Here is a 25,317-nt window from a genome sequence, read left to right as displayed (position 1 = left end):
GGGCTGCAGTTCGGCGTGCCCCTGTTCCGCTTCGCCCTCGCCCAGTGCGACGAGGGCCTCGCCTCCACCCCGGCTCTCGCCGAGGCCATGCGCCCGCTCCTGCGCACGGGCCGCTGCCACGTCCTGCGCAACGGCCTCGACCAGCGCAACGCCCCCTTCCTCGACCGGCCGGACCCCGCCCCCGCCCGCCCGGAGGCGCCCGTGACGCTGTTCTACGGCTCGGGCACCAAGGCGCATAACCGCGACTTCAACGCCCTGGCCGGCCCGGCCCTGCTGCGCCTGCTGGAGCGCCACCCGCAGCTGCGCCTGCTGATCGCCGGCCACCTCACCCTCGATCCCGCCTTCGCGGCCCACCGGGACCGGATCCGCCGCCTCGGCTTCACCGCGCAGGTGGAGGATTACTGGGAGATCCTGTCGGGGGTCGACGTGAACCTGGCGGTGCTCGCCCCCGGCGCGGCGGCGGACGCCAAGAGCGAGATCAAGTGGCTGGAGGCGGCGGTGGCCGGGGTGCCCTCGGTGGTGAGCGGGACGCGCACCTACCGGGAGATCCTGGTCGAGGGCGAGGACGTGCTGTTTGCCGACACGCCCGAGGAGTGGGCCTCGGCGCTGGAGCGGCTGGTGGGGGATGCCGGGCTGCGGCGGCGGATCGGCCTGGCGGCGCGGCGCAAGGCGCGGCGGGATTACGGGCTGGCGGCGGGGGCGGGGCGGGTGGCGTCCGTGCTGGCGCGGCCGGCGGCGCCCGCCGTGGCGGCGGCGCGGCCGCGGATCCTGCTGGTGAACGTGTTCTTCCCGCCCCAGACGATCGGCGGGGCGACGCGGGTGGTGCGCGACAACCTCGACCACTTCCTGGCGGCGGCGGGGGAGCGCTACGCCTTCGCGGTGGCGGCGAGCGACGAGGGGGTGCAGCCGGCGGGCCGGGCGCGGCTGGACGGCTACCGGGGGGTTCCGGTGCTGCGGCTGTCGACGCCGCTGGAGCCCGGGATGGACTGGCGCCCGTTCAACCCGGCGCTGGGGGCGCTGTTCGGGGAGTTCCTGGACCGGCTGTGCCCGGACCTGGTGCACTTCCACTGCGTGCAGCGGCTGAGCGGGTCGGTGGTGGAGGCGGCGCAGGCGCGGGGCCTGCGGCACGTGGTGACGGTGCACGACGGCTGGTGGATCTCGGACCACCAGTTCCTGCTCGACCGGGACGGGCAGGTGGTGCGTCCCTCGCCGGACCTGCTGGAGGCGGCCTCGGACGCGCCGCACGGGGCGGGGGCGCAGCTCCTGCGGCGGCGGCGGCTGGGGCGGCTTCTGTGTGGGGCGGACCGGGTGCTGGCGGTGTCGGAGAGCTTCGCGGGCCTGTACCGGGCGGCGGGGTTCCCGGAGGTGCGGAGCGTGCCGAACGGTCTGTCGCTGGGGCGGGTACCGGCGCGGCGGGCGGGGCGGGGTCCGCGGGTGCGGCTGGGCCACGTGGGGGGTCTGGAGGCGCACAAGGGGGCGCCGCTGCTTGAGGTGGTGCTGCGCACGACGCCGTTCCGGTGCCTGGGCCTGACGCTGGTCGACCTGTCGCGGGAGCCGGGCTCCGCGAGCGAGGAGGTGTGGGGGACGACGCCGGTGCGGATCGTGGGCCCCGTGGCGCAGGAGGAGATCGGGGGGTTGTACGGGGAGCTTGACGTGCTGCTGGTGCCGTCGCTGTGGCCGGAGAGCTTCGGTCTCGTGTCGCGGGAGGCGCGGGCGTTCGGTCTGTGGGTCGTGGCGAGCGACCGGGGCGCGGTGGGGGAGGAGGTGCGGCCGGGGGTGGACGGGTTCGTGATCGACGTCTCGACGCCGGGCCCGCTGCGGGAGGTGCTGGGGGCGATCGACGCGGATCCGGCGCGGTTCCAGGCGCCGCCGCCGCCCGGCCCGCCGCTGCGCCGTGCGGCCGACCAGGGCGACGACCTGCTGCGGCTCTACGACGAGATCCTGGGCCGCGGCGCCGCGAGGGCTGCCGGTGCCCGCTCGCGGCGGCCGCACGGATCCGCCTCCGACCGGCTCCCGCAGGAGCCCGACGGGCTCCCGCCGGAGGTCGCGGGCCTCGCCGACCACCGGGGTGAAGGGACGTTCCGGGCGGGGTCCGCGCGCGGCCCGGGATCGTGATCCGGGAGCGGGGGCCTCCGGGCCCGGCCGCCCGATCAGTGCGGGGCCGGCCCGGCCTGCGGCATGGCCATGCCCTCCGGCATCATGTTCGCGTTCATGTGGTGCATGATCCGCCGGGCATATGGCGCCGGGCCGGTGCCCCTCCATATCGTGCCGAATCGTGCGGCAGGCGAAATCCTCGCCGGACCGAAACCCTCGCGAGATCTCGCGGGCCCGGCACGGCGAATCACCGCCGCACCGTCGACCATTCGACGGGACCCGGCCGATCGCGGCCTGATCGGATGCGGACGATGTCGGAGCCGTTCCGCGACACCGAGTTCGGGCGCAATACCGGGGACTTCATCGCCCCGGCGCTGGCGTCGATCGAGGGCGCGTCGCCGCGATGGAATCGCGGCGCGGCGATGCCGCGGAAGACCGGGTTGACCCAGGAGAGCCGTCGTCCTCCGAGCCGAGGCCGGCGGCACGACACTGGCGATTGGCTCGATCATATCGCCGCGCGGGGTGCGGAAAGGGGCGAGAGACGGCTGCGCGGCGACCGCCGCGAGCGGCTCGACCTGGATTCGCGCGAGCCGGCGCGGGTGACGGCCCGGGCCGGGGCGGGCTTCCCGCGCCGGCTCGCGCGAGACCTGCCCGCGCGCCGGAGGCCGTCAGCCGCCGGCGCGAGCGCCCGCCGGCGCGGGATCCAGCGCGGCCAGGGCGAGCGCCACGTCGCGCAGCGCCTCGCCCTGCAGATCGGGCTGCACCAGCACGCGGGGGTAGATCTGGCCGCGCGCCACGAAGGCCGCCCCGAGGCCCGCCACCTTGGCGCCGTGCGTGTCCCAGGCATGGGCGGCCACGAGGGCCGCCTCGCCGGGCGCGACGCCGGCGGCCTGCGCGGCCGAGAGGTAGACCTCGGCCCGGGGCTTCGAGCGCTGCACCTGGTCGATCGACAGCACCATCTCGACGTGGCGGTGCAGGCCGCCGCGACGGAGCAGCTGCTCGGTCGCCTCGGCCGACCCGTTGCTCAGCGCCGCCACGCGGAAGCCGGCCTCGGTCAGGAGGGCGAGCGCCTCCGCGGCATCCGGCTGGGGATCGAGCTCGGCCATGCCGTCGAGGACGGCGTCGAGACGCTCCATGCGGACCGGGAGGCCGTGCGCGGAGAGCAGGGAGGCGAGTTCCCCCCGCAGCACGAGGCGGAAGGGGGCGAACCGGTCGGTGATCGCCAGCGCGAAGGCGTCCCGCAGGGCCGAGGCGAACCAGATCTCCAGGGCCGCCGGCGGCAGGCCGAGGCCGGTCAGGAGCGGGCGCATGCGCTCCAGCGAGACCAGCGTGCCGATGACGTCGCAGGCGATCAGCTTGGGCCGGGGCATCATCGGCGCGTCTCCTGTCCGGCGCGCGATCCCGCCCGCCCTGCGCGGACCGGACGGGCCCGCTCCCCTGCCAACGCGCGGGGGAGCGGATCGCTCGGCCGGCGGCGGGATCGGGGCCGCCGGCGCGGCCGCGGGCCGTCCGGTCGGATCCCGCCGCGATCAGCAGAGAGGCATCCCACGCAGATCGGGCGGATGATCGAACCAGGAAGAGAGTCGACATCTCGCTATCGTGACGGCGCCGACCCCGCTCGTCGGTTGAAAATCATCTGCGCAGGATGTCTTATCGACCGCGCGGCGGCGATGCTGCATTGACGCCGAGGGGCCTCGGCTCGGGACCGACCGTCGAGTTTCGTTCGGATATGCTCGCGCGATGGATGTCTGGCGAGAGAGCGCGTGGGCGTGCCGCGTGACTGACGAGGGGGCAGAGGCGCGTCCCGAGGCGCTCACCACGCCGAACCTGCTGCTGGCGGCCCTGCCCGAGGCCGAGTGGGCCCTCATCCGTCCCCACCTCCAGCGGGTTCCCCTGCGCCGCAAGCAGGTGCTGGAGGAGCCGCGGACGGAGATCCAGCACGTCTACTTCATCGAGCGGGGTCTCGCCTCCGTGCAGGCCAGGACCCAGGCCGACGGTGCGCACGGGGTCGGCCTCGTCGGCCGCTTCGGCATGACCGGGCTCGGCATCCTGCTCGGGACCCGGCGCGCCACGCTGCGTGTCTCGGTCCAGGTTCCGGGCTCGGCGCTGCGCCTGGGCGCCGAGGAGGCGGCGCGGCTCATGGAGGCGAGCGCCACCCTGCGCCGGACCGGTCTCAGCTACATCCAGGCGCTGATGACCCAGTCGGCCCAGCTCAGCCTGTGCAACGCGCGCCACCCGATGAAGCACCGCGTCCGGCGCTGGCTGCTCCTGGCGCGGGACTGGCTCGGCGAGGACGAGGTCTGCGTCAGCCACCAGCTGATCGCCGACCTGCTCGGGGTGCGGCGCGCCAGCGTCAGCGAGCAGATCGAGTGCCTGGAGAGCGAGGGCATCGTCAGCCAGAGGCGGGCCTGCATCACGCTGCGCGACCGGGCCGCCCTCGAAGCGGATTGCTGCGAGTGTCACCGCCTCGTGCGCGCGGAGTACAGGCGGCTGAACCTCCTCGGGGCCGAGCGGGCGGCCGAGCGGGCGGCCGAGGACCGGTAGCGCCGCGCCCCGCGCCGCCGGCGGATCCCCGCGGGAGGCCGCCCGGCCCTCAGCCGCCCAGCTTGGACAGGACGAAGGCCGCCAGGAAGCCCGCCACGGTGATCAGGCCCGCGTAATCGTGCGCGATCGCGAAGGCCTCCGGGATCATCGTGTCGGAGATCATCGCCAGGATGGCGCCGGCCGCGACGGCCTCGGTGGCGGCGATCACCGCGGGCGAGAAGCCCGAGAAGACCGCGTAGCCCGCCAGCGAGGCGAGGCCCGAGATCGCCGCGATGCCGGTCCAGAGCCCGAACACGAAGAGGGCCGAGCGCCCGGCGCGGCGCATGCCCGCCGCGCTGGAGAGGCCCTCGGGCACGTTCGACAGGAAGATGGCGACCACCGCCACCCAGCTCACCGCCCCGCCCCCGATCATGGTCACGCCGATGACGATCGATTCCGGGATGCCGTCGAGGAGCGCCCCGACCGCGATCGCGAGACCGCTGCCGGCATCCCCGGGCTGCCGGCCGTCCTCGGTCCCGCCCGACCGCTTGCGGTGCCGGGCGCCCCGGCGGGAGAGGTAGACGTTGGCGCCCGTGTACACCGCGGCGCCGCCGAGGAAGCCGAGCGAGGTCGCGTCGAAGCCGCCGGTCCGGTAGGCCTCGTCCATCAGCTCGAACGAGAGGGCGGAGATCAGCACGCCCGATCCGAACGCCATCACGGCCGCGATGAGCCGCTGCGGGATGCGCAGGAACCACGCGAGGGCGGCCCCGAGCACCAGGGCCGAGCCGCTGAACAGGCCCCACAGGCCGGCCTGAAGCGAGACGGGCATGTCGGATCATCCTCCGATCGGAGAGGTCGAAGCGGAGGCGGGACCGGCCCGGTCCGGCGCAATCCGCAGGTCCGGCGCGCCTCGGCGCCCCTGCGACTCGACGTCGGGCTGCATCCCGCGCCGATCAAGTCGGGGGATTTCCCGACAGGCACGGCGCCGGGCACGGTTTTCCCCGACTGACGCGGGCGGATCACGGCCTCCATCTGGCAGGAGCGGGCGCCGCGGCCGCGGGCCGGGGCGCCTCATCCCACGAAGCCAAGCTGAGGAAGGCACATGACCAAGATCACAGGTGCGGCGACCGCTCTCCTGGTCGCCCTCGCCGGTCCCGCCCTCGCCGGTCCCGCCCTCGCCGGTCCCGCCCTCGCACAGGGCAACGGCGCGCAGACGCAGACCAGCCCCTCCGCCGCGCAGGCCGGCCAGCCCGGGAGCCAGCAGCACGCGAGCCTCGTGACGGCCAACAAGATCCGTCAGGACCTGCAGAATGCCGGCTTCAGCGACGTCAAGGTGGTGGCGGAATCCTTCGTCATCCAGGCCAAGTCGAAGGACGGCGACCCGGTCCTGATGACGGTCGGGCCGCACGGCATGTCGATCTTCGAGACGCTCGGCAGCAACGACCTCAAGGGTGCGGACAAGACCGGCTCGACCAACGCGGCCGGGACGAGAGCGATCAAGGTCTCGCGGCTCACCGACATGAACCTCTACAACGCCAAGGGCGAGGTGCTCGGCGACGTCGAGCAGGTCGTGCGCGGCGGCGACGGGCATGCCAGCATCGTGATCGGGCACGGCGGCGTGCTCGGTCTCGGCGAGAAGCAGGTCGCGGTCCCGCTCGACAAGGTGTCGATGAACGGCGACCGGCTGGTCGCCCGCGGGATCACCGACGACCAAATCAAGGCGATGCCGGCCTGGACCAAGGGCAGCGGCACCCCGGTCAACGCCGACCAATCCGTCAGCGTCGCCACCAGCGGCTGAGCCCCCTCGCCGCGGCGGGCCGGAGAACCGAGCGGGCGACGCGGCATCCTGCCGGGGCGCCCGCTCTCCCCGGGGCGCCCGCGCCCCCTGCCCCGGACCAGCGCCGGGATCGCCCCGTCCCGCCGCGCGACCGGCCCCGCCATCCCGCTCTCCCGCGCGGATCCGTGAGGGCGGGGCCGGTCACGGCGGGGTCTCGCGCAGCGGATCGAGCCAGCCGCGGGCCGCGCCGAAGCGCACGATGTCGGCGCGCGTGCGCAGGTGCAGCTTCTCGGCCGCGCGCGCCTTGTAGGTCTCGACGGTCTTGACGCTGACGTCGAGCCGCAGCGCGATCTCCTTGTTGCTGAAGCCCTGGGCCGTGTGCCGGAGCACCTCCGTCTCCCGCGGGCTGAGATCCGCGCCGCCGGGTTCCGCGGACCGGGCGGCGGGCGCCCCGGGGAGCGCCTTGTCGGCCACGGCCGGGTCGAGGTAGAGCCCGCCCGCCGCCACCGCCCGGATCGCCCGCAGCAGCTCGTCGGCGGCCGAGCGCTTGAGGAGGTAGCCGCGCGCCCCGGCCTGCAGCATCGGCTGCACGTAGGCCCGGCTCTCGTGCACGGTCAGGGCCAGGAGCTTCACCTGCGGGCATCGCTCGGCGAGGCGGCGCGCGAGCTCGAGTCCGTTGAGGTCCGGCAGCGACATGTCGATGATCGCGACGTCCGGCTCGGTCGCGCAGATGACCTCGAGCGCCTGCGAGCCGGTGGCGGCCTCGCCCACGAGGTGCAGGTCCGGCGCGCTCGCCAGCAGCGCCTTGATGCCGGTGACCACGATCGGGTGGTCGTCGGCCAGGGTCACGCGGATCTCGGCCATCGGGCCTCCGGCATCGGTGCGAGGGGGACGTCGATGAACAGGGTCGTGCCCGAGCCCGGCGCGGATTCGACGCGCAGGGTCCCGCCGATCAGGCTCAGGCGCTCGCGGATGCTGGAAAGGCCGAGGCGCCGCGGCCGCCCCTCCGCCGGCGGGGCGCAGGCCTCCGGGTCGAAGCCGGTGCCATCATCCTCGATCACCACGCCGAGGCGCTCGCCGCGGCGCTCCAGCACGACGCTGACATGGGTCGCGCGGGCGTGCTTGAGCACGTTCGTGAGGGCCTCCTGCGCGACGCGGTACATGGCGGTCTCCACCTCAAGCGGCAGGCGCGCGGACAACCCGAATGCCTGGACGTCAACGCCGAGCCCGTAGCGGGCGGTCCAATCGGCGCCGAGCGCCGCGAGCGCGTTGACGAGGCCGAGATCGTCGAGGGCGCTCGGGCGCAGGTCGGAGGCGGTGCGGTGGATGTCGCGCCCGATCTCGCCCGCGAGGCCCTGCAGCCAGCGGACCTGGTCGCGGGCCCGCGGCGGGCTCGGCCCGCGGGCGAGGAGATCCTCGAGTCCCTTCAGGCCGAGGGAGAGGCCGGTGACCGTCTGCCCGACCTGGTCGTGCAGCTCGCGGGCGATGCGCCGCTGCTCGTCCTCCTGGGCCTGGGCGAGGCGGCGCAGCAGGTCGTGATGCGCCGCCTCGGCGCGCTTGCGCGGCTCGATGTCGGCGATCACGCCGTGCAGCACCGCGCCCTCTCCGCGGCCCCCTCCCGCCCGCGGCAGGTCCGGGCGCTCCTCGCGGCCCATCAGGCGCCGCCAGCGCGCCTGCTGCCCGGCCGGGGTCACCCGGAACTCGATGTCGAGCCCCGCGCCCCGGCGCAGGGCCTCCTCGACCGCCGCGACCAGGCGGTCGCGGTCCTCCGGCGCGACGACGGCGAGGACGGCCCGGTCGGGCCACCCGAAGGCGTCCGGCGCCGCCGCCGTCGCGGGCAGGCCGAGGAGGTCGCGCGTCCGGGCGGAGCCGACGATGCGGCCGCCGCCCCGGTCCCAGCGCCAGGTCCCGAGCTCCGCGGCGGCGATCGCGACCGCGGCCCGCTCCTCGCTCGTCGCGAGCGCCAGCGCGGCGCGAAGCTGCTCGCCCCGCCGCCGCTCCGCGATCTCGCGGCCGGTCCGGACCGCGAGGCCCACCGCCAGGGCCAGGGCGGCCGCGAGGCCGGCCACCAGCAGGATCAGCGACCGGGCGACCGGCTGGTCGAGGGCGTCGCTCGGGATCGCGAAGTGGACCGACCAGCCGCCGGTCCCGGCGAGCGTCTGGTAGACGGTGTCGACCTCGACCCCGTCCTGCGCCTCGCTGCGGTAGAGGCCCTGCGGGGCGCGCGCCACCGCCTCCCGCATCGCCGCGTCCGGGGGCCGGCCGACCCGCTCGTCGCCCGGCACGCTGCGGGCGATGAGCCGCCCCTCCCGGTCGACGATGGTGCCGATCCACCCCGCCGGCGCGCCGGCCTGGGCCAGGATGGCGCGGATGCCCTCGGGGCTGAGCCCGACGCAGAGCACGTCGCGCAGCGCCTGATCCCGCGCGACGGGCGCGCAGACGGAGACGAGGCGCTTGCCGCTGATCGGTCCGACGGGCCCGACGCCCCCGATCGCGGGCGCGCGCGTGCGCCGCACCGCCTCGATCGTCGGCAGGTCGGCCGCCGGCCCGAGCGCGCTGCCGAGCGGGCGCAGCAGGTTGAGGATCTGCCGGCCATCCGCGCCGACGAGCGAGACCGTCTCCCAGAGCGGGCGCGCGCGGGTGATGCGCTGCGCCTCGTCGTAGAAGGCGGCGAGGTTCGGCGCGTCGAGCGCCGGCGACAGGGCGAGCGTCGTCAGCACCGCGAGTTCCTCGCCGACCGCGCTCGTCACCCGCTCGGCCACCTGCGTCACGGTCTCGGCGGCGGCCCGCCGGACCCCGGCCCGGGTCTGGGTGGCGGCCAGGTAGGCGGCCCCGGCCCCGAACAGGACGATCGGGATCGTGGTGGCGAGGAGGAGCGAGATCAGCGGACCGCGCGCGACGGGCCGGGGCGGGGCGGTCGTGCATGCCGGTGTCTCGGGGTCGAGCATGCGCGCCTCATCCACGCGTCGCGCCGGGAGAGCGGGGCCGCCGCCCCCGTCATGGCGGCAACGTCGCCGCGCCCGGGATGCTCCCGCGGGGTTCGCCGCGCGGCCCCGCGCCTCCCGGCCCCGTCCGGGAGGCCACGGACAGGGTCGCCGCATCTCCCGACCGGCGGCCGTCCCGGGCGGCCTCCCCTCAGGATCAGCCCCGCGTCGGGCGCGACCGGTCCCGCGCGGTCCGGCAGACCACCCGGGAGACCCACACCATGAGGACCATCTCGATCGGAATCGCCGCCGACCTGTCCGTCGCGGTGCTGGCCGGCCCCGCCCTGGCCGGACCCTGCACGCAGGACATCGCGCTCCTCGACGGGCAGATCTCGCGGATCGGCGTCGATCCGGCCGCGCGGGCGGGACACGAAGTGTTCATTCTCACCATTCGCGCGTTCCAGGATTAAAGTTCATCGAAATACGTGAAGTACAATAATATTAAATCGCCGTAATCTTGCTTGAACTCGTAAGTTTAGACATCAGATCGACGCGTGCGGGCGCCGCGATGCTTCTGCACCGGATCGGGATGCGGATTGGCGGCCCGGCGCGCGTCGCTGATGATCTCTCGGGTTCAGGAGCAAAGTCCCATGTCGATCCGATCTGTTGCCCCGGTTCTCGGCCTCCTCGTCCTGTCGGTCAGCCCCGCCCTGGCCATCACCGTGACCAATCAGGACAAGCGGGAGCACACGCTCACCATCGACCGCGGCGCGGAGGAGAAGGACGCGACGATCGCGCCCGGCGCCTCCCTGCGGGTCGATTGTCCGGACGGCTGCAGCCTGCGCACCCGCACGGCCGGCTACGACAGCGCCGCCGAGACCGGTGACCGCTGGGTGATCCGGCAGGACGGCCTGCTGCATCCCGCGGGCGAGGACCTGGCCACCGGCAGCCTCCGGGACAAGCCGGCCGCCGACCGGGGCGGCAAGGCCCCGACGCGGTGAGCCGGCGGGCCGGCGGGGGTGAAGCGGCCCCCGCCGGCCCCGGCTCCGCCGCGGGACGAACCCGTCCCGCCCGATCCGGTTCGCCGCCGCTCCCGCGTCCCGGGTGCGGCTCACTCCGCCGCGAGCCGCGCGGGCGCGCGCCGCCTCTCCGCCGCGTAGCGCGCGACGGCGCCGGCGAGGGGCGGCAGCGGCCGCCCGCGCTCGCTCGCCAGAGCGGTGTTGCGGTGGTCGGCCGGTGCGCGGAAGCCCGGAGCGGGGCGGGGCAGGCCGGCGGCCAGGGTCAGCCGCGTCGCGAAGCCCGCCCAGGTCGTCTCGCCCGCGTTGACGAGGTGCCAGAGGCCCGCCTCGCCCGCGGCGAGCAGGCCGAGGGCGGCGTGGACCAGGTCCGGCAGGTAGGTGGGCGAGACGATCTCGGGCCGCAGGAAGCGCCGGAGGCTGCCGGACCCGAGGCCGGCGAGGAGCAGGCCGGCCTCGTCGCTGGCGTCGGGGAGGCCGAAGACCACGCTGGTGCGCGCCACGAGCGCCCCCGGATGGGCGCCGAGGATGCCCGCCTCCCGCGCGGCCTCGCTGGCCCCGTAGGCGCCCGACGGCCGGACCGGATCGCTCTCCACGGCGGCGCTCCCGGTGCGGCCGTCGAAGACGAGGTCCGAGGAGAAGGCGAGGAGCCGCGCGCCCACCCCGGCGCAGAGCCCGGCCACCCGCTCGCCCCGGCGGATGTCGGCGCGGAACGAGCCGCCCGGATAGCGCTTGGCAGCGGCGGCGAGCGGAAGGCCGGTCGGGTCGATCACGGCCCAGGCCGGCTGCGCGGCCAGGTCGTCCGGCAGCGCCTCCGGATCCACCACGGCCGCGGACAGGCCACGGGCCTCGCAGAGCCGCGCGATGGCCCCCGTAGGCTCCCGCCCGCCCGAGGACGACGAGGCGGGCCGCCTCGGGCGGCGGCGCCGGATCTCCGGGCTCCGCCCCGGGAGGGCCGGCCGCGGCGCGGCCGGGCCTCGTGCCGCGGGCCGGCCGGTCATCGTGCCGGGACCCGTCGCGGCGGTCCGGATCGTCGGGCGCGACGGCCTTCCGCGGGAAAGCGGCCCGAAGGGCCGCGATGCCCGGCGCCGCGAGCGCGTCGCGGTCCGCGCGCCGGTTCCCGCGGCCGGTCCGCGCGAGCGGCTCCCGGCCGGTCCGCGCGAGCGGCTCCCGGCCGGTCCGCGCGAGCGGCTCCCGGAAGGCGTCCGCGAAGCGACCGATGCCGCACGCGATCCCACCCCATGCCTCAAGCATCACGTCGAATCCCGCTCGGTCCATGACAAATGCGCGCCGCTTTCAAGCCATCGCTTCGCCAAACGTTCCAGATCTTGTTCTGTATCCAACCGCGCCGGAGCAACCTGTGTTAAGCAGATTGTGCGGGACGTTGCGCGGCGACGAGGTCCTGTTTCGCTGATTAACTTATGATCAGGGCGCGCCGGGCGGACGAACAGCGCTGATCGAGCGTGGAGGCGGGCATCGGGAGCCCGGCGGTCGAACCGCTCAGCCGGCGCCCGCCGCGGCCGGATCCGGACGGGTCCGCGCCCGGGTCGGCGGCCGGGCGAGCAGGACCGGCCGGGCGCCCTCCCCGGGCGCGTCGAGGGCGCGGTCGGGCGAGGGAAGGTCGAGGGAGCCGTCCGCCCGGATCACGAGGAGGCAGGTCCCGTCCTGAGCCGGCCCCTCTCCCTGGCGGCGCGCAGCTCGCGGACATCGAGGGCGAGGCCGCCCTCGAACACCACGATCGCCACCGCCAGCCCGACCAGGGGACGCAGGCTCGGCCCGAGAGCGGCGCAGGGGCGCAGCAGGCCGAGCACGGGGCCGACCAGGACGCCGAGCGCCAGCAGCATCATGGTGGCCGGGACGCGCAGGCGGGCCGCGAGGCACTGCGCGGCCACCCCGCCCCGCCACCATGCACAGCACCGCGGTCGCTACGCCCTGCTCCATGCCCGTCCGCCGCGCCGGTGCGGCGGACGACAACGCGCCGCGAGGGGGCCGGATCGCGGCGGGCCGTCCTGCGGCGTCGGGGCGCGGCCGCGGCGGCCCCGGCCGCCGTCCCGCTACCGCGTGATCTGGTGCGGGGAGATCGGGTCGCTGCTCGGGAAGGTCTCCTCCAGGGCCTCGTCCAGGAGGCGGTCCTGCCGGTTCCGGAGATCCTCCCCGGGGACGCGGTTGCCGGGCGCGGCGGCGGCGGCCAGGTCGGCGCGCGACTTGCCCCGGCTGATCCCCTCCGGCCGGTCCGGCCGCCCGCGCCGGGGGGCACCGCCCGGTCCGCCCCGCAGGATGCCGGACCGCCACATCATTGCGGCCACGGCCGCGGCGGCGAGCCCGAGCGCGAGCGGGCCGAACAGGCCGCTCGACGGCGCCAGCGGGGGACGCCGCCGCGCTCCCTGCCGCAGGCCGCGCATCTTCGCGCGCGCGAAGGTCCGGGTGACCTCCTGCACCTCCGCGGGCGAGAGGGTTTCGCGCGCCAGGGGCAGCAGCTCGTGGGTGTGCCGGTAGAGGTGCTGGTCCACCAGGTAGGTCACGTCCTCGAAGGTGCTGAGCCAGCCCTCGCTGCCGCGGCGGTGGCGGCGGGCCAGCTGATCGAGCTGCCGCATCACCTGCCCGCGCTCCCGCCGCAAGTCGTCGAGCAGCCCGCCGGCCCGGCCATGCGCGCCGAGCGCGTCGAACAGGCTCGCCTCGAGGGCCTCCGCGTGGCCCTCCAGCTCGTCCATGAGGTCGGCCAGCAGCCGCTCGCGGCTGCGCACCACGCCCGGTCCGTTCAGCGCGTAGGGGATCTCGCGGACGAGCGCGGTGATGTTGGCGTGATCGCGTGCGGTCAGTTGCCAGATGTCCATGAGTCGCGCTCCGTCGATGGCGCCTTCCAAACTCGCGCCGATTCGGGGTGTTCCCGCATCGGCCGGCGGAAGGCCGGCGCACGGCGTGATCGGTCCCTCCCCCCGGAGGTCCTGGAGCCGAGTTCCTGGAGCCGAGTTCCTGGAGCCGAGTTCCTGGAGCCGAGTTCCTGGAGCCGGAGTTCCTGGAGCCGGAGTTCCTGGAGCCGGAGTTCCGGGAGCCTGCGGGTGACGTGAACCGTCGAGGTGCCGAGCGCGGCGCCGCGTTCGGCCCGGGGCACCGGCAGGGCGCCGGTCCCGTCCGCGACCATCGCGGCCGCTCCCAGGCGCCGCGCGCGCGAACGCCGCGGGTTCGGCCAAACCCCGCCTCTCGGCGTTACCTCCCGCGCAGCCGCACTGGGTGGCTGCCCTCGCGTGTGAGGGAGTGTGAGTATGAAGACGCTTGTTCTGACGAGCCTCGGGGCTCTCGCGCTCGGCGCCGGAGCCCTGCTGGGCTCCTCCTCCGCCCGGGCCATGGGAGACGGCTACGACGCGTTCGACGTCCCCCGGACGGTGGTGACGCGCCGCACCATCGTGGAGAGGCGGGTGATCGCGCCGCCGCCGCGGGTGGTGCGCGAGGTCGTGGTCGAGCGCCCGGTGATCCGCCCGCGCCCCGTCCTGCGCGAGGTCGTGGTGGAGCGTCCCGTTGTGTACAGGCCGCGGCCCGTCGTCGACGAGGTGGTCGTGGAGCGGTACGGCGCCTACGGGCCGCGCCGGTTCGGGCCGGGCCCGGTCGGATTCGGCCCCGCCGACGATCCGGCCGATTGGTAGCAGGCCCCGCTCCGGCCGGCTCCTCGGGTGGGAGCCGGCCGCCGGGTCGCCCCAGCCGGTCGCCCGGACACGTCCGTGCCGGCGGACGGCGCCCGAGCGGCCCCGGCCTCCGGACGGGCCGCCGCCCCGCCGGGCGCCGCGCGGGTTGCGGCGTCCCACGGTCAAGCTTTCGAGCGGAGCCGTTCCTCCTGTATTCTTCAATACTGAGCGCACGCCCTCATCTTCGGCCTACTTCCAGCCCTAGAAAGGCCTCAGTCCTCAGTGCAAAACGGCGTCACTCATTAACGTGTGACGTTTCCTCTCATGGGCCGGCAACCCTCCTCGTACAGTCGAGCTCGGCGCGCGATCGTGTCCGTCGTGGTGGCCGTGGCCGCGCTCATCGCGGCCGTGCCGAGTGGCCGGGCCGAGGCCCCGTCCGGCCGGAAGGGGCGGCCGGCGGAGAGCTTCGCCGCCCGCAGCGAGCGCGCCAATTCCGGCGTCGTCACGGTCATCTCCGGCACCGTGTCCGGGACCTTCATCCAGATCGCGAACGACCTCTCGTTCGTCCTCGACGACGGCGACGCGCTGCGCATCCTCCCGGTCATCGGCAAGGGGGCGGACCAGAACCTTCGCGACATCCTCATGCTCCGGGGGATCGACCTCGGGATCGTGCGCTCGGACGGCCTGGAGGCCCTTCGCCGGGATGCGCAACTCGGCGGCGCGGCCAAGTCGCTGACCTACATCGCGCGCCTGTTCACCGACGAGGCCCACCTCATCGCCGGGCCGGACATCACCAACATCCGTCAGCTCGCCGGCAAGACGGTGAACTTCGACCTTCAGGGCAGCGGCGCCAACTATACGGGCCGCCTGATCTTCGAGCTGCTCGGCATTCCGGTGGTGGCGACCAACTACGACCAGCTGACCTCCTACGAGATGCTGAAGAGCGGCGAGATCGCGGCGACGTTCCAGATGTCCGGCAAGCCCATCCCGGCCGTCGCGAAGCTCGACGCCGCGAACCGGTTCCACCTGCTGGAGGTCCCGTTCGACCAGAAGATCGCGGAACTCTACCTCCCGGGCGAGTTCACGCACGAGGATTACCCGAACCTCGTTCCCGGCGGGCCGGTCAAGACGGTCACGGTCAGCTCGATCCTCGCCGCCTACAACTGGCCGGAGAAGAGCGACCGGTACCAGAAGATCGCGCGGTTCACCGAGGCGTTCTTCTCCAAGATCGCGGCGTTCCAGCAGCCGGCGCGTCATCCGAAATGGGCCGAGGTCAATCTCGCGGCGGAGATTCCCGGGTGGACGCGGTTCAAGGCGGCCCAGCAATGGCTCGACAGGAACAGGCCGAGCGAGGCCGCCGGCCCCGACGCCGAGAGCCGGGCCTCGTTCAACAGGTTTCTCGACGCGAGGGGTCGGGCGGACGCCGCCGCGGAGGACCGCGAGGCGCTGTTCCGCGACTTCGTGCGGTGGCAGCGGCGAGCGCAGGGCGCCAAGGACGAGGGACGTGAGCGATGAGTGCGGTGCCGAGATCCGATCCCGCGGTGCTCAGGCTGATCGAGGGCGACGAGGCCGCCCCCGATGCCGAGGATCCGGCGGGCGAGTTCTGCCACCCTCTTCCCCGCCTGACCGAGGCCGGTCACGGCGCGGGGCCGCGCCGCGGCGTCCGCCGGAGCCTCGCCGTGGCGGCCGGCGTGCTCGTCCTCGCCCTCCTCTCGGTCGGGTCCGTCACCGCGCTGATCGCGGTGCGCGGCGGCCTGCCGGTGCGGGGCGAGCCGTCGAGCGGGCCGGACGCCCCCGCGCCGCGCGCGCATCGCGGCGCGCCGACGCCCCCGGCCCCGCCCGCCCCGGACCTGCGCGCGGCGGTGGAGGTCCTGCGCGACGAGTTGCGGCGCACGGGGGGCGAGCCGAGCCAAGCGGCATCCCCGCCCGCTTCGGCCGCCGCGACCGTCCCGACCGTCGCGACCGTCGCGGCCATCCCCCCGGCGGTGCCGGCCGTCGCGGCCGATCCCGCCCGCGCCGCGTCGGAGGCGCGGGGCCCGGTCGTCGAGGTCGCCTCCGCGGACATCGTCCCCGCCGCGCTCATCCCCGCCGCGGCCCCGGTCCCGCCCAGGGCCGCCGGCGGCGAGTTGACCCCGCAGGGCGCGGCGCTGCTGGCGCGGGCCCGCGGCGCGGTCAAGCTGGGGGACATCGCCGCGGCGCGCCGGCTCCTGGAACACGCGGCGGCGGACAACCACCCGCTCGTCCTCGAGGCGCTGGCCGAGACCTACGACCCGTCCCGGCTGTCCGCGTGGCGGGTCAAGGGCGTCAAGGCCGACGTGGCGCGGGCCCTGACCCTGTACCGGAGCGCCGCCAGCGCCGGCTCCGCGAGCGCGGCCGCGCGGCTGACGAGCCTCGAACGGGCCGATGGCGGGGCGGCCCAGCGCTGATCCGGTGGACGGCCCGCCAGGGTGCCGGCCGGCTCCTCCCGGAGGAACCCGCCTGTCCGGCGAGCCCGCCGGGCCGCGAAGTCCCGGCCCGCCGATGGAATGACCGGGGCGGCCGCGCCCCGGCCGCGTCGCCCCGCTCGCATGCGCGGGCCTCCGCGCCCATTCCGGTCGCCGCACCTGTCAGGAGGCACGGGGGTTCGCCGGTCGCGAACCCGCGCCGTCCGGTGGATGGGCCGGCGCGGTCTCGCCGCGCCTCGACCCGGGCGGGGACGCCCTCCTGCGATGGAAGGCGCCGGACTCCGCCCGCGCTGCGGCGCGTCGGCGCGGCGGCCTGAGGCCTGCCGGGGCAGGGCCCGCATCGCCTGCGCCATCGCACAGGTTCGCCCGCGGGAAGCACCGCCGGACCTCCCGGGCCGCCATCCGTCCCGGCCCAGCCCGGGACCCGCGGACCGCTGCGGACGCCGATCCCTCGCGCCCGTCACGGGCGCCCGGACGCTCCTGACGGACCCTGGCGCTCGGCACCGGACGCGGGGAGTTGCGGCGGCCCGGCCCGCGGTGCTCGGGCGGCCGCGAGGGTGTTCGGCTCTTCCCCGCCTCGGTGTCTCGGCCTCCGCTGTGCGCGCCGAGCGACGCCCGCCGCGGGAGCGTCGGCGTCATCGCCCGGAGAGGGATCCCGCGGGCGAGGAGGGGCGGACCCGCGAAGGGCACCCCCTTGCCGCCCGGGCGGCGCACCCCCATCTCCTGACCATCCGGTTGGATGGTCAGGAGATGGCGCACATGACGGGCAACCTGCACGACCCGCGGACCAGGACGCCCGACAGCGAGAAGATCACCGTTAACCTCGGCTTCGTGGATCTCGGGCGCGTCGACCTGATGGTGCGCGACGGCTTCTACGCCAACCGCGCCGACTTCATCCGCACGGCGGTGCGCAACCAGCTCGACCGGCAGGAGGAGGCGATCCGCACCTCCGTGGCGCGCAGGCAGCTCAGCCTGGGCCTGGCGCACTTCTCCCGGCGGGACCTGGAGGCGGCGCGGGACAGCGGGCGCCCCCTCCACATCCAGGTTCTCGGCCTCGCCAGCATCGCCGACGACGTCACGCCCGACCTCGCCCGCGCGGCCATCGCCTCGGTCCAGGTGCTCGGCGCCTTCCACGCGAGCGCCGCCGTCAAGGCCGCACTCGCCGACCGGACCACCTGACCGCCCCCCGCCACCAGCCCGGCGCTCCCGCCCGCTCCGGGCATCGAAGGACCATGACATGACCCAATTCAGCACGATCGACATGGCCGAGGTGACCCGCCTCACCCGGGCCGGCAAGCTCGCGGAGGCCGTGGCGATGCTCCAGGGCCGGTCGGTACCGCGCACCGCGAACGACGCCCCGGCGCAGGGGCCGGGGCGGCCGGCCTGGAGCAGCGAGCGCCCATCCCCGACCTCGTCCCCGACCTCTTCCCGCACCTCGTCCCGCACCTCGTCCCGGACCCTTTGGCCGACCATCGACATGGTGCCTCCGGCGGGACCGGAGGGGGCCTGGACGGCCCCGCGCGAGGCCGAGGAGCGCAATGCCGACGCGCCCGCGGGCGGCGACCGGCCGGCGCGCTTTCCGGACCTGTCCGAGGCGATGCGGGCGGTTCGCGATCGGCTCGGCCAGCCCGGCGCCTTCGGCCCGGCAGAGGGGCTCGGGGCCGTCCGTCCGCGCGCGGTCCCGGTGCCGGAGGGCGCCCGGTTCGAGGAGCGCAGCTTCGCGAACGCGGCGGGCAGCCGGACCTACAAGGTCTTCGTCCCGAGCGGCTATTCCGGTCAGCCGCTCCCCGTAGTGGTGATGCTGCACGGCTGCACGCAGAACCCGGATGATTTCGCCCTCGGCACGCGGATGAACGACCTCGCCGAGGAACACACCTTCCTGGTCGCCTACCCGCGCCAGCCCCAATCCGCGAACATGCAGAAGTGCTGGAACTGGTTCAACGCCGCCGATCAGGCGCGCGACGGCGGGGAGCCCGCCCTGATCGCCGGCATCGCGACCGCCGTCGTGGAGGAGTTCTCGGCCGATCCGTCCCGGGTCTACGTGGCCGGCCTGTCCGCGGGCGGCGCGGCCGCGGCGATCATGGCGGCGACCTATCCGGATCTGTTCGCCGCCGTGGGCGTGCATTCGGGGCTGGCCTGCGGCGCCGCCCGGGACATGCCGTCGGCCTTCGCCGCCATGAACGGAGGGGCGGCGGTCCAGCCGAGGCGGGGCGGGCCGGCCGTGCCGACCATCGTCTTCCACGGCGACGGCGACCGGACGGTCAATCCCGTCAACGGGGATCAGGTCATCGCGCAGGCCAAGCCCGCCGGGACGCTGGTCGCGGCCGTGACCCGCGGCGAGTCCCCGGGTGGGATCGCCTACACGCGCACGGTCCACGCCGACGAGACCGGGCGGGCGGTCCTGGAGCAGTGGCTGCTGCACGGCGCCGGCCATGCCTGGTCGGGCGGCAGCGCGGACGGCTCCTACACCGATCCGCGCGGCCCCGATGCCAGCCGGGAGCTGATGCGCTTCTTCCTGGCACACGCGCGCGCGCCGAGCCCATCCCGGCACTGAGCGCGACGGGACCGAGAGCCGATGCCCGGACCGCCCGCGTGCCGCGGGGGCGGTGCCGGGCGCCCCCGCGTGCCGCCCCGGGAGGCCCATCCCGGCGCGGGCACGGGATCCGTCGCGGCGGCACGCTCCGGCTTGCGGGGCTTCCCGCCGGCGCGACGGGCGCCGCGAGGTCCGTCGACGCGGCCGGCCTGGTTCGGAGATGGGCGGCGCGCCGCGGCCGGGAGAGGGACGGACCCGTCCAAAGATCCGACTCCCCACGCTCGGATTTCCGAACATGGGCAGATTTTCGGCCTAAACCGCCCGACGGAACACGGATATGCAGCTCAAGCTGCGCAATTGAGGGCGGATCCGGCCAAGCGTTTATTGTGACGGATTGCCCTAAATTGACTTGTGATACATCCTCTTCTCTGATTTTCTGGTCGCAATCGAGCGCTTGAGCCGCGGCTCAAGCTGTGCCGACGCGCGCGCACCCGGGCTGTCCTTGGCGGGCGGGAGCATCGGCACGGAATCAGGGAGGTGCGTCGATGCCACTGAACCTCACGCAGAAGCTCGTCCGCTCGCACCTCGTCGAGGGCACCCCGGAGCCGGGGCAGGAGATCGCCCTCAGGATCGACCAGGCGCTGCTGCAGGACGTCCTCGGCAGCCTCGTCATGCTCGAACTGGAGGCGATGGGCGTCGAGCGGGTCAAGGTCGAGCTCGCCGCGCAGTACGTCGATCACAACCTCGTCCAGAACGATCACCTCAACGCCGACGAGCACCTGTTCCTGCGCTCCGCCTGCCGCCGCTTCGGCGTCTGGTACAGCCGGCCGGGCAACGGCATCAGCCATCCCGTCCACATGCAGCATTTCGGCAAGCCCGGGCGCACGCTGGTGGGCTCCGACAGCCACACGCCCGCGGCCGGCTCCCTCGGCATGCTGGCCTTCGGGGCGGGCGGGGTCGAGGTCGCGCTCGCCATGGCGGGCGAGCCGCTTCACCTGCGCATGCCGCAGATCTGGGGCGTGCGCCTCGCCGGGACCCTGCCGGATTTCGTGAGCGCCAAGGACGTGATCCTGGAGATGCTGCGCCGCCACGGCGTCGAGGGCGGGTTCGGCCGCATCGTCGAGTATTACGGGCCGGGCCTCGACGGGCTCTCGGCCATGGACCGGCACGTCATCGCCAACATGGGCGCCGAACTCGGCGCCACCACGAGCGTGTTCCCCTCCGACGAGGCGACGCGCGGCTTCCTGCGCAGCCAGGGGCGCGAGGCGGACTGGATCCCGCTCGCCGCCGACGAGGGCGCGGCCTACGACCTGCACGAGGAGATCGACCTCTCCGCCCTCGAGCCGCTGATCGCCAAGCCCTCCAGCCCCGGCAACGTCGTGCCGGTGCGCGAGGTGGCGGGCGAGGAGATCTACCAAGCCTACATCGGCTCCTCGGCCAATCCGGGCTACCGGGACTTCGCGGTCGCGGCCGCGATGGTGAGGGGGCGCCAGGTCCACGACCGCGTGTCCTTCGACGTCAATCCGAGTTCGCGGCAGGTGCTGGAGACGCTGATCGCGACCGGCGAACTCGCCGACCTCGTCCGGGCGGGGGGGCGCGTGCACCAGGCCGGCTGCAACGGCTGCATCGGCATGGGGCAGGCGCCGGCCTCGGGGCGCAACTCGCTGCGCACGGTGCCGCGCAACTTCCCCGGCCGATCCGGCACGCGCGAGGACAGCGTGTACCTGTGCAGCCCGGAGACCGCCGCGGCCTCCGCGCTGACCGGCGTCATCACCGACCCGCGCGGCCTCGGCCTCCCCTGCCCGCGGATCGCGCCGCCCGACACCTATCCGGCCACGCTCGCGATGCTCGTGCCCCCGCTCGACGCCGAGGCGGCGCGCGCGGTGCGGCTGGAGAAGACCCCGAACATCACCACCCTGCCCGAACTCGGCCGGCTCCCGGACAGCATCCGCGTGCCGGTGCTGCTCAAGGTCGGGGACGACATCTCGACCGACGACATCATGCCGGCGGGCGCGCGCGTGATGCCCTACTGGTCGAACATCCCGAAGACGAGCGAGTTCACCTTCGAGCCGATCGACGCGACCTATCCGGACCGCGCGCGGCAGGCCGGCCGGGAGCGGGCGGGCCACGCCATCGTGGCCGGCTCGAATTACGGCCAGGGGTCGAGCCGGGAGAACGCCGCGCTCGCGCCGCGCTATCTCGGGCTGGAGACCGTGCTGGCCAAGAGCTTCGCGCGCATCCACTGGCAGAACCTGGTGAATTTCGGCGTGCTGCCGCTCACCTTCGCGGACCCGGCGGATTACGAGGGCCTCGCATGCGGCGACCTGATCGAGATCGCGGGGATCGCCGCCGCGCTGCAGGCGGGCCACGAGATCGTCGCCCGCGTCGGCGGGAGGCGGATCACCCTGCGCCACGACCTCTCGCCGCGCCAGATCGCGCTGCTGCTCGGGGGCGGGGTCATCAACTGGCTGCGCGAGCGGCTGGCGGCGCGGGGCGACGGGGGATCCGCGCAGCACGTCGCCTGACCTCCCGCTCCGAACCGGCCGAGACCGCGATGCCGACACCCGCTCCCGCCCCGTCCAGCGGCCCCCTGACGGGCCCGCGCGTCCTCGGCCCCGGGCCCCGCGTCGCCGCCCCGTTCGAAGCGCGGCGTCGCGCCGCCCCGGCGCGGCCTGCCGGCGGGGGCGTGCGGGGGATCGAGGCCTCCTGCGCGGGCCTCGGCGGCCGCCCCTTCGCGCCCGGGGCCACCGACACCGTCGCGGCCGAGGATCTCGCCGGGAGGGCCGCGCGGATGCGCGTCGCGACCGGCACCGACCTCGGCGCGTTGATCGCGCGAGAGGGTGCGGCGCTGCCGGGCGGCCTCGCCGGAGGCCGCGTGCGCGACGCGCTCACGATCCGCGGCGAGGCTCGCGCCCGCGCGCGCCGCGACCTGACTGGGCGGCGCGGCACGAGGACGGAGGGAGGAACACATGGCGGCCGGTGATGCGATCCTGCGCGAGGACGCCTCTGCTCCCTGGTACGCGGGCCTGACGGCGCGACATTGGCGCATCCTCTGGGGCAGCTACCTCGGCTGGATCTTCGACGGCTACGAGGCGGTGGCGCTGGTCTACGCGCTCCGCCCGGCGCTGAACTCCATCCTCACGCCCGAGCAGGCGCAGGCGCCCGCCTTCTACGTCGGCGCGGCGATCGGCATCACGCTGCTCGGCTGGGGGATCGGCGGCATGCTGGGCGGCATCGCGGCGGATTACATCGGCCGCAAGCGCATGATGATGCTCTCCATCCTCGGCTACGCCATCTTCACGGGGCTGACCGCCTTCGCCGGGAGCTTCGCGCAGCTCGCGCTCCTGCGCTTCATCACCGGCCTGGCGATCGGCTCGGAATGGAGCACCGGCATCGCGCTCGTCGCCGAGACCTGGCCGAACCGGGCGCGGCCGAAGGGCTGCGGCTTCCTGCAATCGGGCTTCGGCGGCGGCGCGGTGCTGGCGGCGATCGTCTGGGCGGTGCTGGCGGCGACCAACCCGCTCGGCTCCGAGAGCTGGCGCATCATGTTCGCGCTCGGCGCGCTGCCGGCCTTCGTCTGCCTCTACCTGCGCCGCGCGCTGGAGGAATCCGAGCGCTGGATGACGGCGCTCAAGGAGCAGCGCTGGGCCGCCACGACGGAGGACGCGCAGAGCGGCCGCGTGCACAAGACAGCGCAGCGCCCCTTCACGCTCACCGAGATCTTCCGCGAGCCGGAGAGCCGGCGGCGCGTGCTGCTGGCCACCGTGATGTCCTTCGCCACGACGGTGGGCTGGTGGGCGGTATCGTCCTGGCTGCCGGCCTACACCGAGGCGCTGGCCAAGGCGGCGGGCGAGCCCGCCAACGTCTGGGGCCCGCGCATGGGCATCATCTACAACATCGGGGCGATCGCCGCCTACCTGGTCTCGGGCTTCCTCGCCGACGCGATCGGGCGGCGCAAATTCCTGATCCTGACCTATGCGGGCTGCCTCGCGACCTCGGTGCTCGCCTATGTGTGGACCGGCGGTCTGACCACCTTCATGGTCATCGCCTTCCTGAACGGGGTCTTCACGCTCGGCTTCTCGTTCAGCTGGATGGCGATCTACCTCGTGGAGCTGTTCACGCCGGCCGTGCGGGCGACCGCCGCGAGCTTCGTGTTCAACGGCGCCCGCCTGATCGCCTGGATCTTCCCGATCATCGCCGGCCAGATCGTCACCTCGTTCGGCGGCGTGGCGCGGGCGGCGCTGATCATGAGCAGCGTCTACGTGCTCGGGCTGATCGTGCCCTGGTTCATGCCCGAGACCACCGGCAGGCCGCTGCCGGAATAGAGGCGCGGGCGGACCGCCGATGCCCGGTCCTCCTGCCAGCGGTCACGTCTCACGACCGCCGGTCCCGTTCTCGACGCCTCGCCGCGCGATCCTGCGTCGTGCGCGAGCTCGATTCCCAAAGGCTCCGCCCGGGCGCGGCGGGCCGACGCGCGCGAGCTTCGGTGGGCGCCGCAACGGTGAACCGCGCACGACGTTGTGCTCGCACGACGCTCGCGAGGTGCACATGGCCCGTCGGCCCCATTCCGTCCTGCCGCTCCTGGCGCGGCAGGCCGCCAAGGTCCTCGGCCTCGCGGCCCTCGGCGGCAGCGGCGCGTGGCTCGCCTACAGCCGGTTCGCCGTCGATCACCGCCGGCCGCTGCCGAGAGCCCTTCCGGGCCGTCTCGACGCACTGGACACGCGGGCCGGCGCCGTCGCCCTGTACGGCAGCGCCGGCGGGAGCGGCCCTCCCCTGCTCCTGATCCACTCGATCAACGCGGCCGCGAGCGCCTACGAGGTCCGCCCGCTCTACCTCCACTACGACGGGCGGTGCCCCGTCTACGCCCTGGACCTGCCCGGGTTCGGCCTCTCGGAGCGCGCCCGCCGCCGCTACACGCCCGACCTGATGGTCGAGGCGATCCACGCGGCCGCCGGCGAGATCCGGCGGCGGCACGACGGGGCCGCCCTCAACGCCCTCGCCCTCTCCCTCTCGGCCGAGTATCTCGCCCGCGCGGCCCTCGAACGCCCGCGAGACTACCGCGGACTCGCCCTGATCAGCCCGACCGGGTTCGATGCCCGGCTCTCCGGCCGCTCTCCGCGCGGCGGCCACCGCGGCAGGGAGCGGCTGCGCGCGACCCTCGACGCGCCCCCCTGGGGCCGTGCCTTGTTCGATGCCCTGGTCAGCCGCCCGAGCATGCGCTTCTTCCTGGAGAAGACCTGGGGCTCGCCGGATATCGACGAGGGCCTGCTCGCCTACGGGTACGCGTCGGCGCACCGGCCGGGAGCCCAGCATGCACCCTTCTGCTTCATCGCCGGCCACCTGTTTCCGACGGATGCCACCGCGCTCTACGAGGCGCTCGACCTGCCCGTCCTGGTGATCCACGGCACGCGCGGCGACTTCGTCGACTACCGCGACCTTCCTCGCTTCGCCGAGCGGCGGAATTGGACCGTGATGCGGCTGCCGACGGGCGCCTTCCCGCATTTCGAGGATCTCGCCACCGTCACGCGGGCCCTCGACGGTTTCGGGGCCGCGGTCACCGAGGTCGCGTCGGCGTAGCGAGGCCCCCCGCGGGGCGCCTCGCCGGATCGGGCCTGGCCGCCTCGACGGCGGTGACCGGGGCGGCCGCGGATGCTCCGGGCCGATCGCTGCCGGCGCCCGAGACATGCCTCATCCGACATCCGGTTGGTGGCTTCGCCATCTCCCATTTCGGCCATGCGGATGTCGGCTTCGCTCAGGCGCGGCGCTCAGGCGCCGCGCGGGCTCGTGATCCGGGATCCGCGTCGATCACGCGGATCCCGCATCAGGTCTGCAACTCGGCCATGCCGGGCGCTTGGCCGTGCGCCGCTTGGCCGTGCGCCGCGGCGATCTTCCTCATCAGGTCGACGAAGAGCTTCCGCTCCGCCGGAGAGAGGGCGGCGATCGTGTCCGCGTGGGCCTGCCGAACCGCATCCGCCATCGCGGCGTGGATCTCCCGGCCCTCGTCGGTCAGGCGGCACTGCTGCGAGCGGCGATCGACGGGGGAGATCGTCCGGCTGACGAACCCGCGCGCTTCGAGGCGCCGCAGCGCGCCCGTCGTCGTGGTCCTGTCCAGCGCGACGGCGTGCGCCAGGGTCGTCTGATCGGCCTCGCCCCGCACCATCAGTTCCGACAACAGGCTGTACTGCAGCGGCGTGACGCGGAAAGCGGCGCAGCGCTCAGAGAAGAGGCTGACGTGGATCTGATAGAGTCGCCGGACGAGGAAGCCCGGACGGTCGATCAGCGGCCAGATCCCTCCCGCCGCCTCGGGCCCGCGCGAATCTGCGCGCGCAACGGGCAGTGCTGCCTCCTTGGCCAGATCTCCGGCACCGTCCTCCATCGCTGAGCCC

23 protein-coding genes are annotated in these 25,317 nt (G+C 74.7%); 14 read left to right on the top strand and 9 right to left on the bottom strand.

What is annotated here, in order from left to right; all coding sequences use genetic code 11:
• The first annotated feature begins 15 nt into the window (after nt 1-15).
• On the top strand, nt 16-2,115 hold the full coding sequence (locus QA634_RS28880; RefSeq protein WP_283026971.1) for a glycosyltransferase: 2,100 nt from the start codon (nt 16-18) through the stop codon (nt 2,113-2,115).
• A 647-nt stretch (nt 2,116-2,762) separates the two neighbouring features.
• Here QA634_RS28880 and QA634_RS28875 read toward each other — a convergent pair.
• Nucleotides 2,763-3,467: a haloacid dehalogenase type II gene (locus tag QA634_RS28875; RefSeq protein ID WP_012335388.1), complete on the bottom strand. Its 705-nt coding sequence runs from the start codon at nt 3,465-3,467 to the stop codon at nt 2,763-2,765.
• Nucleotides 3,468-3,870: 403 nt separating this feature from the next.
• Between QA634_RS28875 and QA634_RS28870 the strand changes: the two genes are divergently transcribed.
• Nucleotides 3,871-4,638, top strand: a complete 768-nt coding sequence (locus QA634_RS28870) for a Crp/Fnr family transcriptional regulator (RefSeq protein ID WP_063826018.1) — start codon at nt 3,871-3,873, stop codon at nt 4,636-4,638.
• Nucleotides 4,639-4,687: 49 nt separating this feature from the next.
• Here the strand turns inward: QA634_RS28870 and QA634_RS28865 are convergent, their stop codons facing one another.
• Entirely contained in the window at nt 4,688-5,446 is a 759-nt protein-coding gene (locus tag QA634_RS28865) for a ZIP family metal transporter (protein ID WP_012335386.1), read from the bottom strand.
• 273 nt (nt 5,447-5,719) lie between these two features.
• On the opposite strand from QA634_RS28865, the gene QA634_RS28860 reads away from it, so the two are divergent.
• Entirely contained in the window at nt 5,720-6,415 is a 696-nt protein-coding gene (locus QA634_RS28860) for a PRC-barrel domain-containing protein (protein ID WP_012335385.1), read from the top strand.
• A 180-nt stretch (nt 6,416-6,595) separates the two neighbouring features.
• On the opposite strand, the gene QA634_RS28855 is transcribed toward QA634_RS28860, so the two are convergent.
• Both QA634_RS28855 and QA634_RS28850 read right to left on the bottom strand, forming a co-directional pair.
• Nucleotides 6,596-7,258 carry a response regulator gene (locus QA634_RS28855; protein ID WP_012335384.1) on the bottom strand — a complete coding sequence of 221 codons (663 nt, stop codon included), beginning with the start codon at nt 7,256-7,258 and terminating at the stop codon, nt 6,596-6,598.
• Entirely contained in the window at nt 7,240-9,342 is a 2,103-nt protein-coding gene (locus tag QA634_RS28850; protein WP_012335383.1) for a sensor histidine kinase, read from the bottom strand. The genes QA634_RS28855 and QA634_RS28850 overlap by 19 nt, the downstream gene beginning before the upstream one ends.
• Before the next feature lie 257 nt (nt 9,343-9,599).
• Between QA634_RS28850 and QA634_RS28845 the strand changes: the two genes are divergently transcribed.
• Both QA634_RS28845 and QA634_RS28840 read left to right on the top strand, forming a co-directional pair.
• The gene (locus QA634_RS28845; protein ID WP_043701706.1) at nt 9,600-9,788 is read left to right on the top strand and encodes a hypothetical protein; all 189 of its coding nucleotides are present in this window, start codon (nt 9,600-9,602) and stop codon (nt 9,786-9,788) included.
• A 180-nt stretch (nt 9,789-9,968) separates the two neighbouring features.
• On the top strand, nt 9,969-10,319 hold the full coding sequence (locus tag QA634_RS28840; RefSeq protein ID WP_012335382.1) for a hypothetical protein: 351 nt from the start codon (nt 9,969-9,971) through the stop codon (nt 10,317-10,319).
• A 110-nt stretch (nt 10,320-10,429) separates the two neighbouring features.
• Here QA634_RS28840 and QA634_RS28835 read toward each other — a convergent pair whose 3' ends face one another.
• The 4 genes from QA634_RS28835 to QA634_RS28820 all read right to left on the bottom strand — a co-directional run bounded on the left by QA634_RS28835 (nt 10,430) and on the right by QA634_RS28820 (nt 13,168).
• Nucleotides 10,430-11,161 carry a sugar nucleotide-binding protein gene (locus QA634_RS28835; protein ID WP_283026970.1) on the bottom strand — a complete coding sequence of 244 codons (732 nt, stop codon included), beginning with the start codon at nt 11,159-11,161 and terminating at the stop codon, nt 10,430-10,432.
• Between the two features lie 673 nt (nt 11,162-11,834).
• Nucleotides 11,835-11,981 carry a hypothetical protein gene (locus tag QA634_RS28830; RefSeq protein WP_018263864.1) on the bottom strand — a complete coding sequence of 49 codons (147 nt, stop codon included), beginning with the start codon at nt 11,979-11,981 and terminating at the stop codon, nt 11,835-11,837.
• Nucleotides 11,978-12,226: a cation:proton antiporter domain-containing protein gene (locus tag QA634_RS28825; protein ID WP_012335380.1), complete on the bottom strand. Its 249-nt coding sequence runs from the start codon at nt 12,224-12,226 to the stop codon at nt 11,978-11,980. The genes QA634_RS28830 and QA634_RS28825 overlap by 4 nt, the downstream gene beginning before the upstream one ends.
• A gap of 162 nt (nt 12,227-12,388) precedes the next feature.
• The gene (locus tag QA634_RS28820; protein WP_012335379.1) at nt 12,389-13,168 is read right to left on the bottom strand and encodes a hemerythrin domain-containing protein; all 780 of its coding nucleotides are present in this window, start codon (nt 13,166-13,168) and stop codon (nt 12,389-12,391) included.
• 429 nt (nt 13,169-13,597) lie between these two features.
• Here QA634_RS28820 and QA634_RS28815 point away from each other — a divergent pair, with 429 nt between their 5' ends.
• The 9 genes from QA634_RS28815 (at nt 13,598) to QA634_RS28775 (ending at nt 24,508) form a co-directional block, all read left to right on the top strand.
• Entirely contained in the window at nt 13,598-13,975 is a 378-nt protein-coding gene (locus QA634_RS28815; protein ID WP_012335378.1) for a hypothetical protein, read from the top strand.
• Nucleotides 13,976-14,323: 348 nt separating this feature from the next.
• Nucleotides 14,324-15,469, top strand: coding sequence for a TAXI family TRAP transporter solute-binding subunit (locus QA634_RS28810; protein ID WP_012335377.1), 1,146 nt, complete (start codon nt 14,324-14,326; stop codon nt 15,467-15,469).
• A complete protein-coding gene (locus QA634_RS28805; protein ID WP_012335376.1) occupies nt 15,466-16,380 on the top strand; it encodes a hypothetical protein in 915 nt (304 codons plus the stop codon). The genes QA634_RS28810 and QA634_RS28805 overlap by 4 nt, the downstream gene beginning before the upstream one ends.
• Before the next feature lie 777 nt (nt 16,381-17,157).
• Nucleotides 17,158-17,577, top strand: coding sequence for a CopG family transcriptional regulator (locus QA634_RS28800; RefSeq protein ID WP_012335375.1), 420 nt, complete (start codon nt 17,158-17,160; stop codon nt 17,575-17,577).
• A 58-nt stretch (nt 17,578-17,635) separates the two neighbouring features.
• Complete coding sequence (locus QA634_RS28795; protein WP_012335374.1) at nt 17,636-18,952, top strand: extracellular catalytic domain type 1 short-chain-length polyhydroxyalkanoate depolymerase; 1,317 nt, start codon at nt 17,636-17,638, stop codon at nt 18,950-18,952.
• A 524-nt stretch (nt 18,953-19,476) separates the two neighbouring features.
• Nucleotides 19,477-21,456, top strand: coding sequence for an aconitate hydratase (locus QA634_RS28790; RefSeq protein WP_012335373.1), 1,980 nt, complete (start codon nt 19,477-19,479; stop codon nt 21,454-21,456).
• A gap of 29 nt (nt 21,457-21,485) precedes the next feature.
• Nucleotides 21,486-21,914 carry a hypothetical protein gene (locus QA634_RS28785; protein WP_043701698.1) on the top strand — a complete coding sequence of 143 codons (429 nt, stop codon included), beginning with the start codon at nt 21,486-21,488 and terminating at the stop codon, nt 21,912-21,914.
• Nucleotides 21,901-23,256, top strand: coding sequence for an MFS transporter (locus tag QA634_RS28780; RefSeq protein ID WP_012335372.1), 1,356 nt, complete (start codon nt 21,901-21,903; stop codon nt 23,254-23,256). The genes QA634_RS28785 and QA634_RS28780 overlap by 14 nt, the downstream gene beginning before the upstream one ends.
• A 223-nt stretch (nt 23,257-23,479) precedes the next feature.
• A complete protein-coding gene (locus QA634_RS28775) occupies nt 23,480-24,508 on the top strand; it encodes an alpha/beta fold hydrolase (RefSeq protein WP_012335371.1) in 1,029 nt (342 codons plus the stop codon).
• Nucleotides 24,509-24,752: 244 nt separating this feature from the next.
• Here QA634_RS28775 and QA634_RS28770 read toward each other — a convergent pair whose 3' ends face one another.
• Nucleotides 24,753-25,307: a MarR family winged helix-turn-helix transcriptional regulator gene (locus QA634_RS28770; RefSeq protein ID WP_012335370.1), complete on the bottom strand. Its 555-nt coding sequence runs from the start codon at nt 25,305-25,307 to the stop codon at nt 24,753-24,755.
• Nucleotides 25,308-25,317: the final 10 nt, after the last annotated feature.

It is taken from the genome of Methylobacterium sp. CB376, from assembly GCF_029714205.1.
In the GTDB taxonomy this organism is placed as follows: Bacteria; Pseudomonadota; Alphaproteobacteria; order Rhizobiales; family Beijerinckiaceae; genus Methylobacterium.
This window is presented reverse-complemented; position numbering and strand designations above follow the sequence as displayed.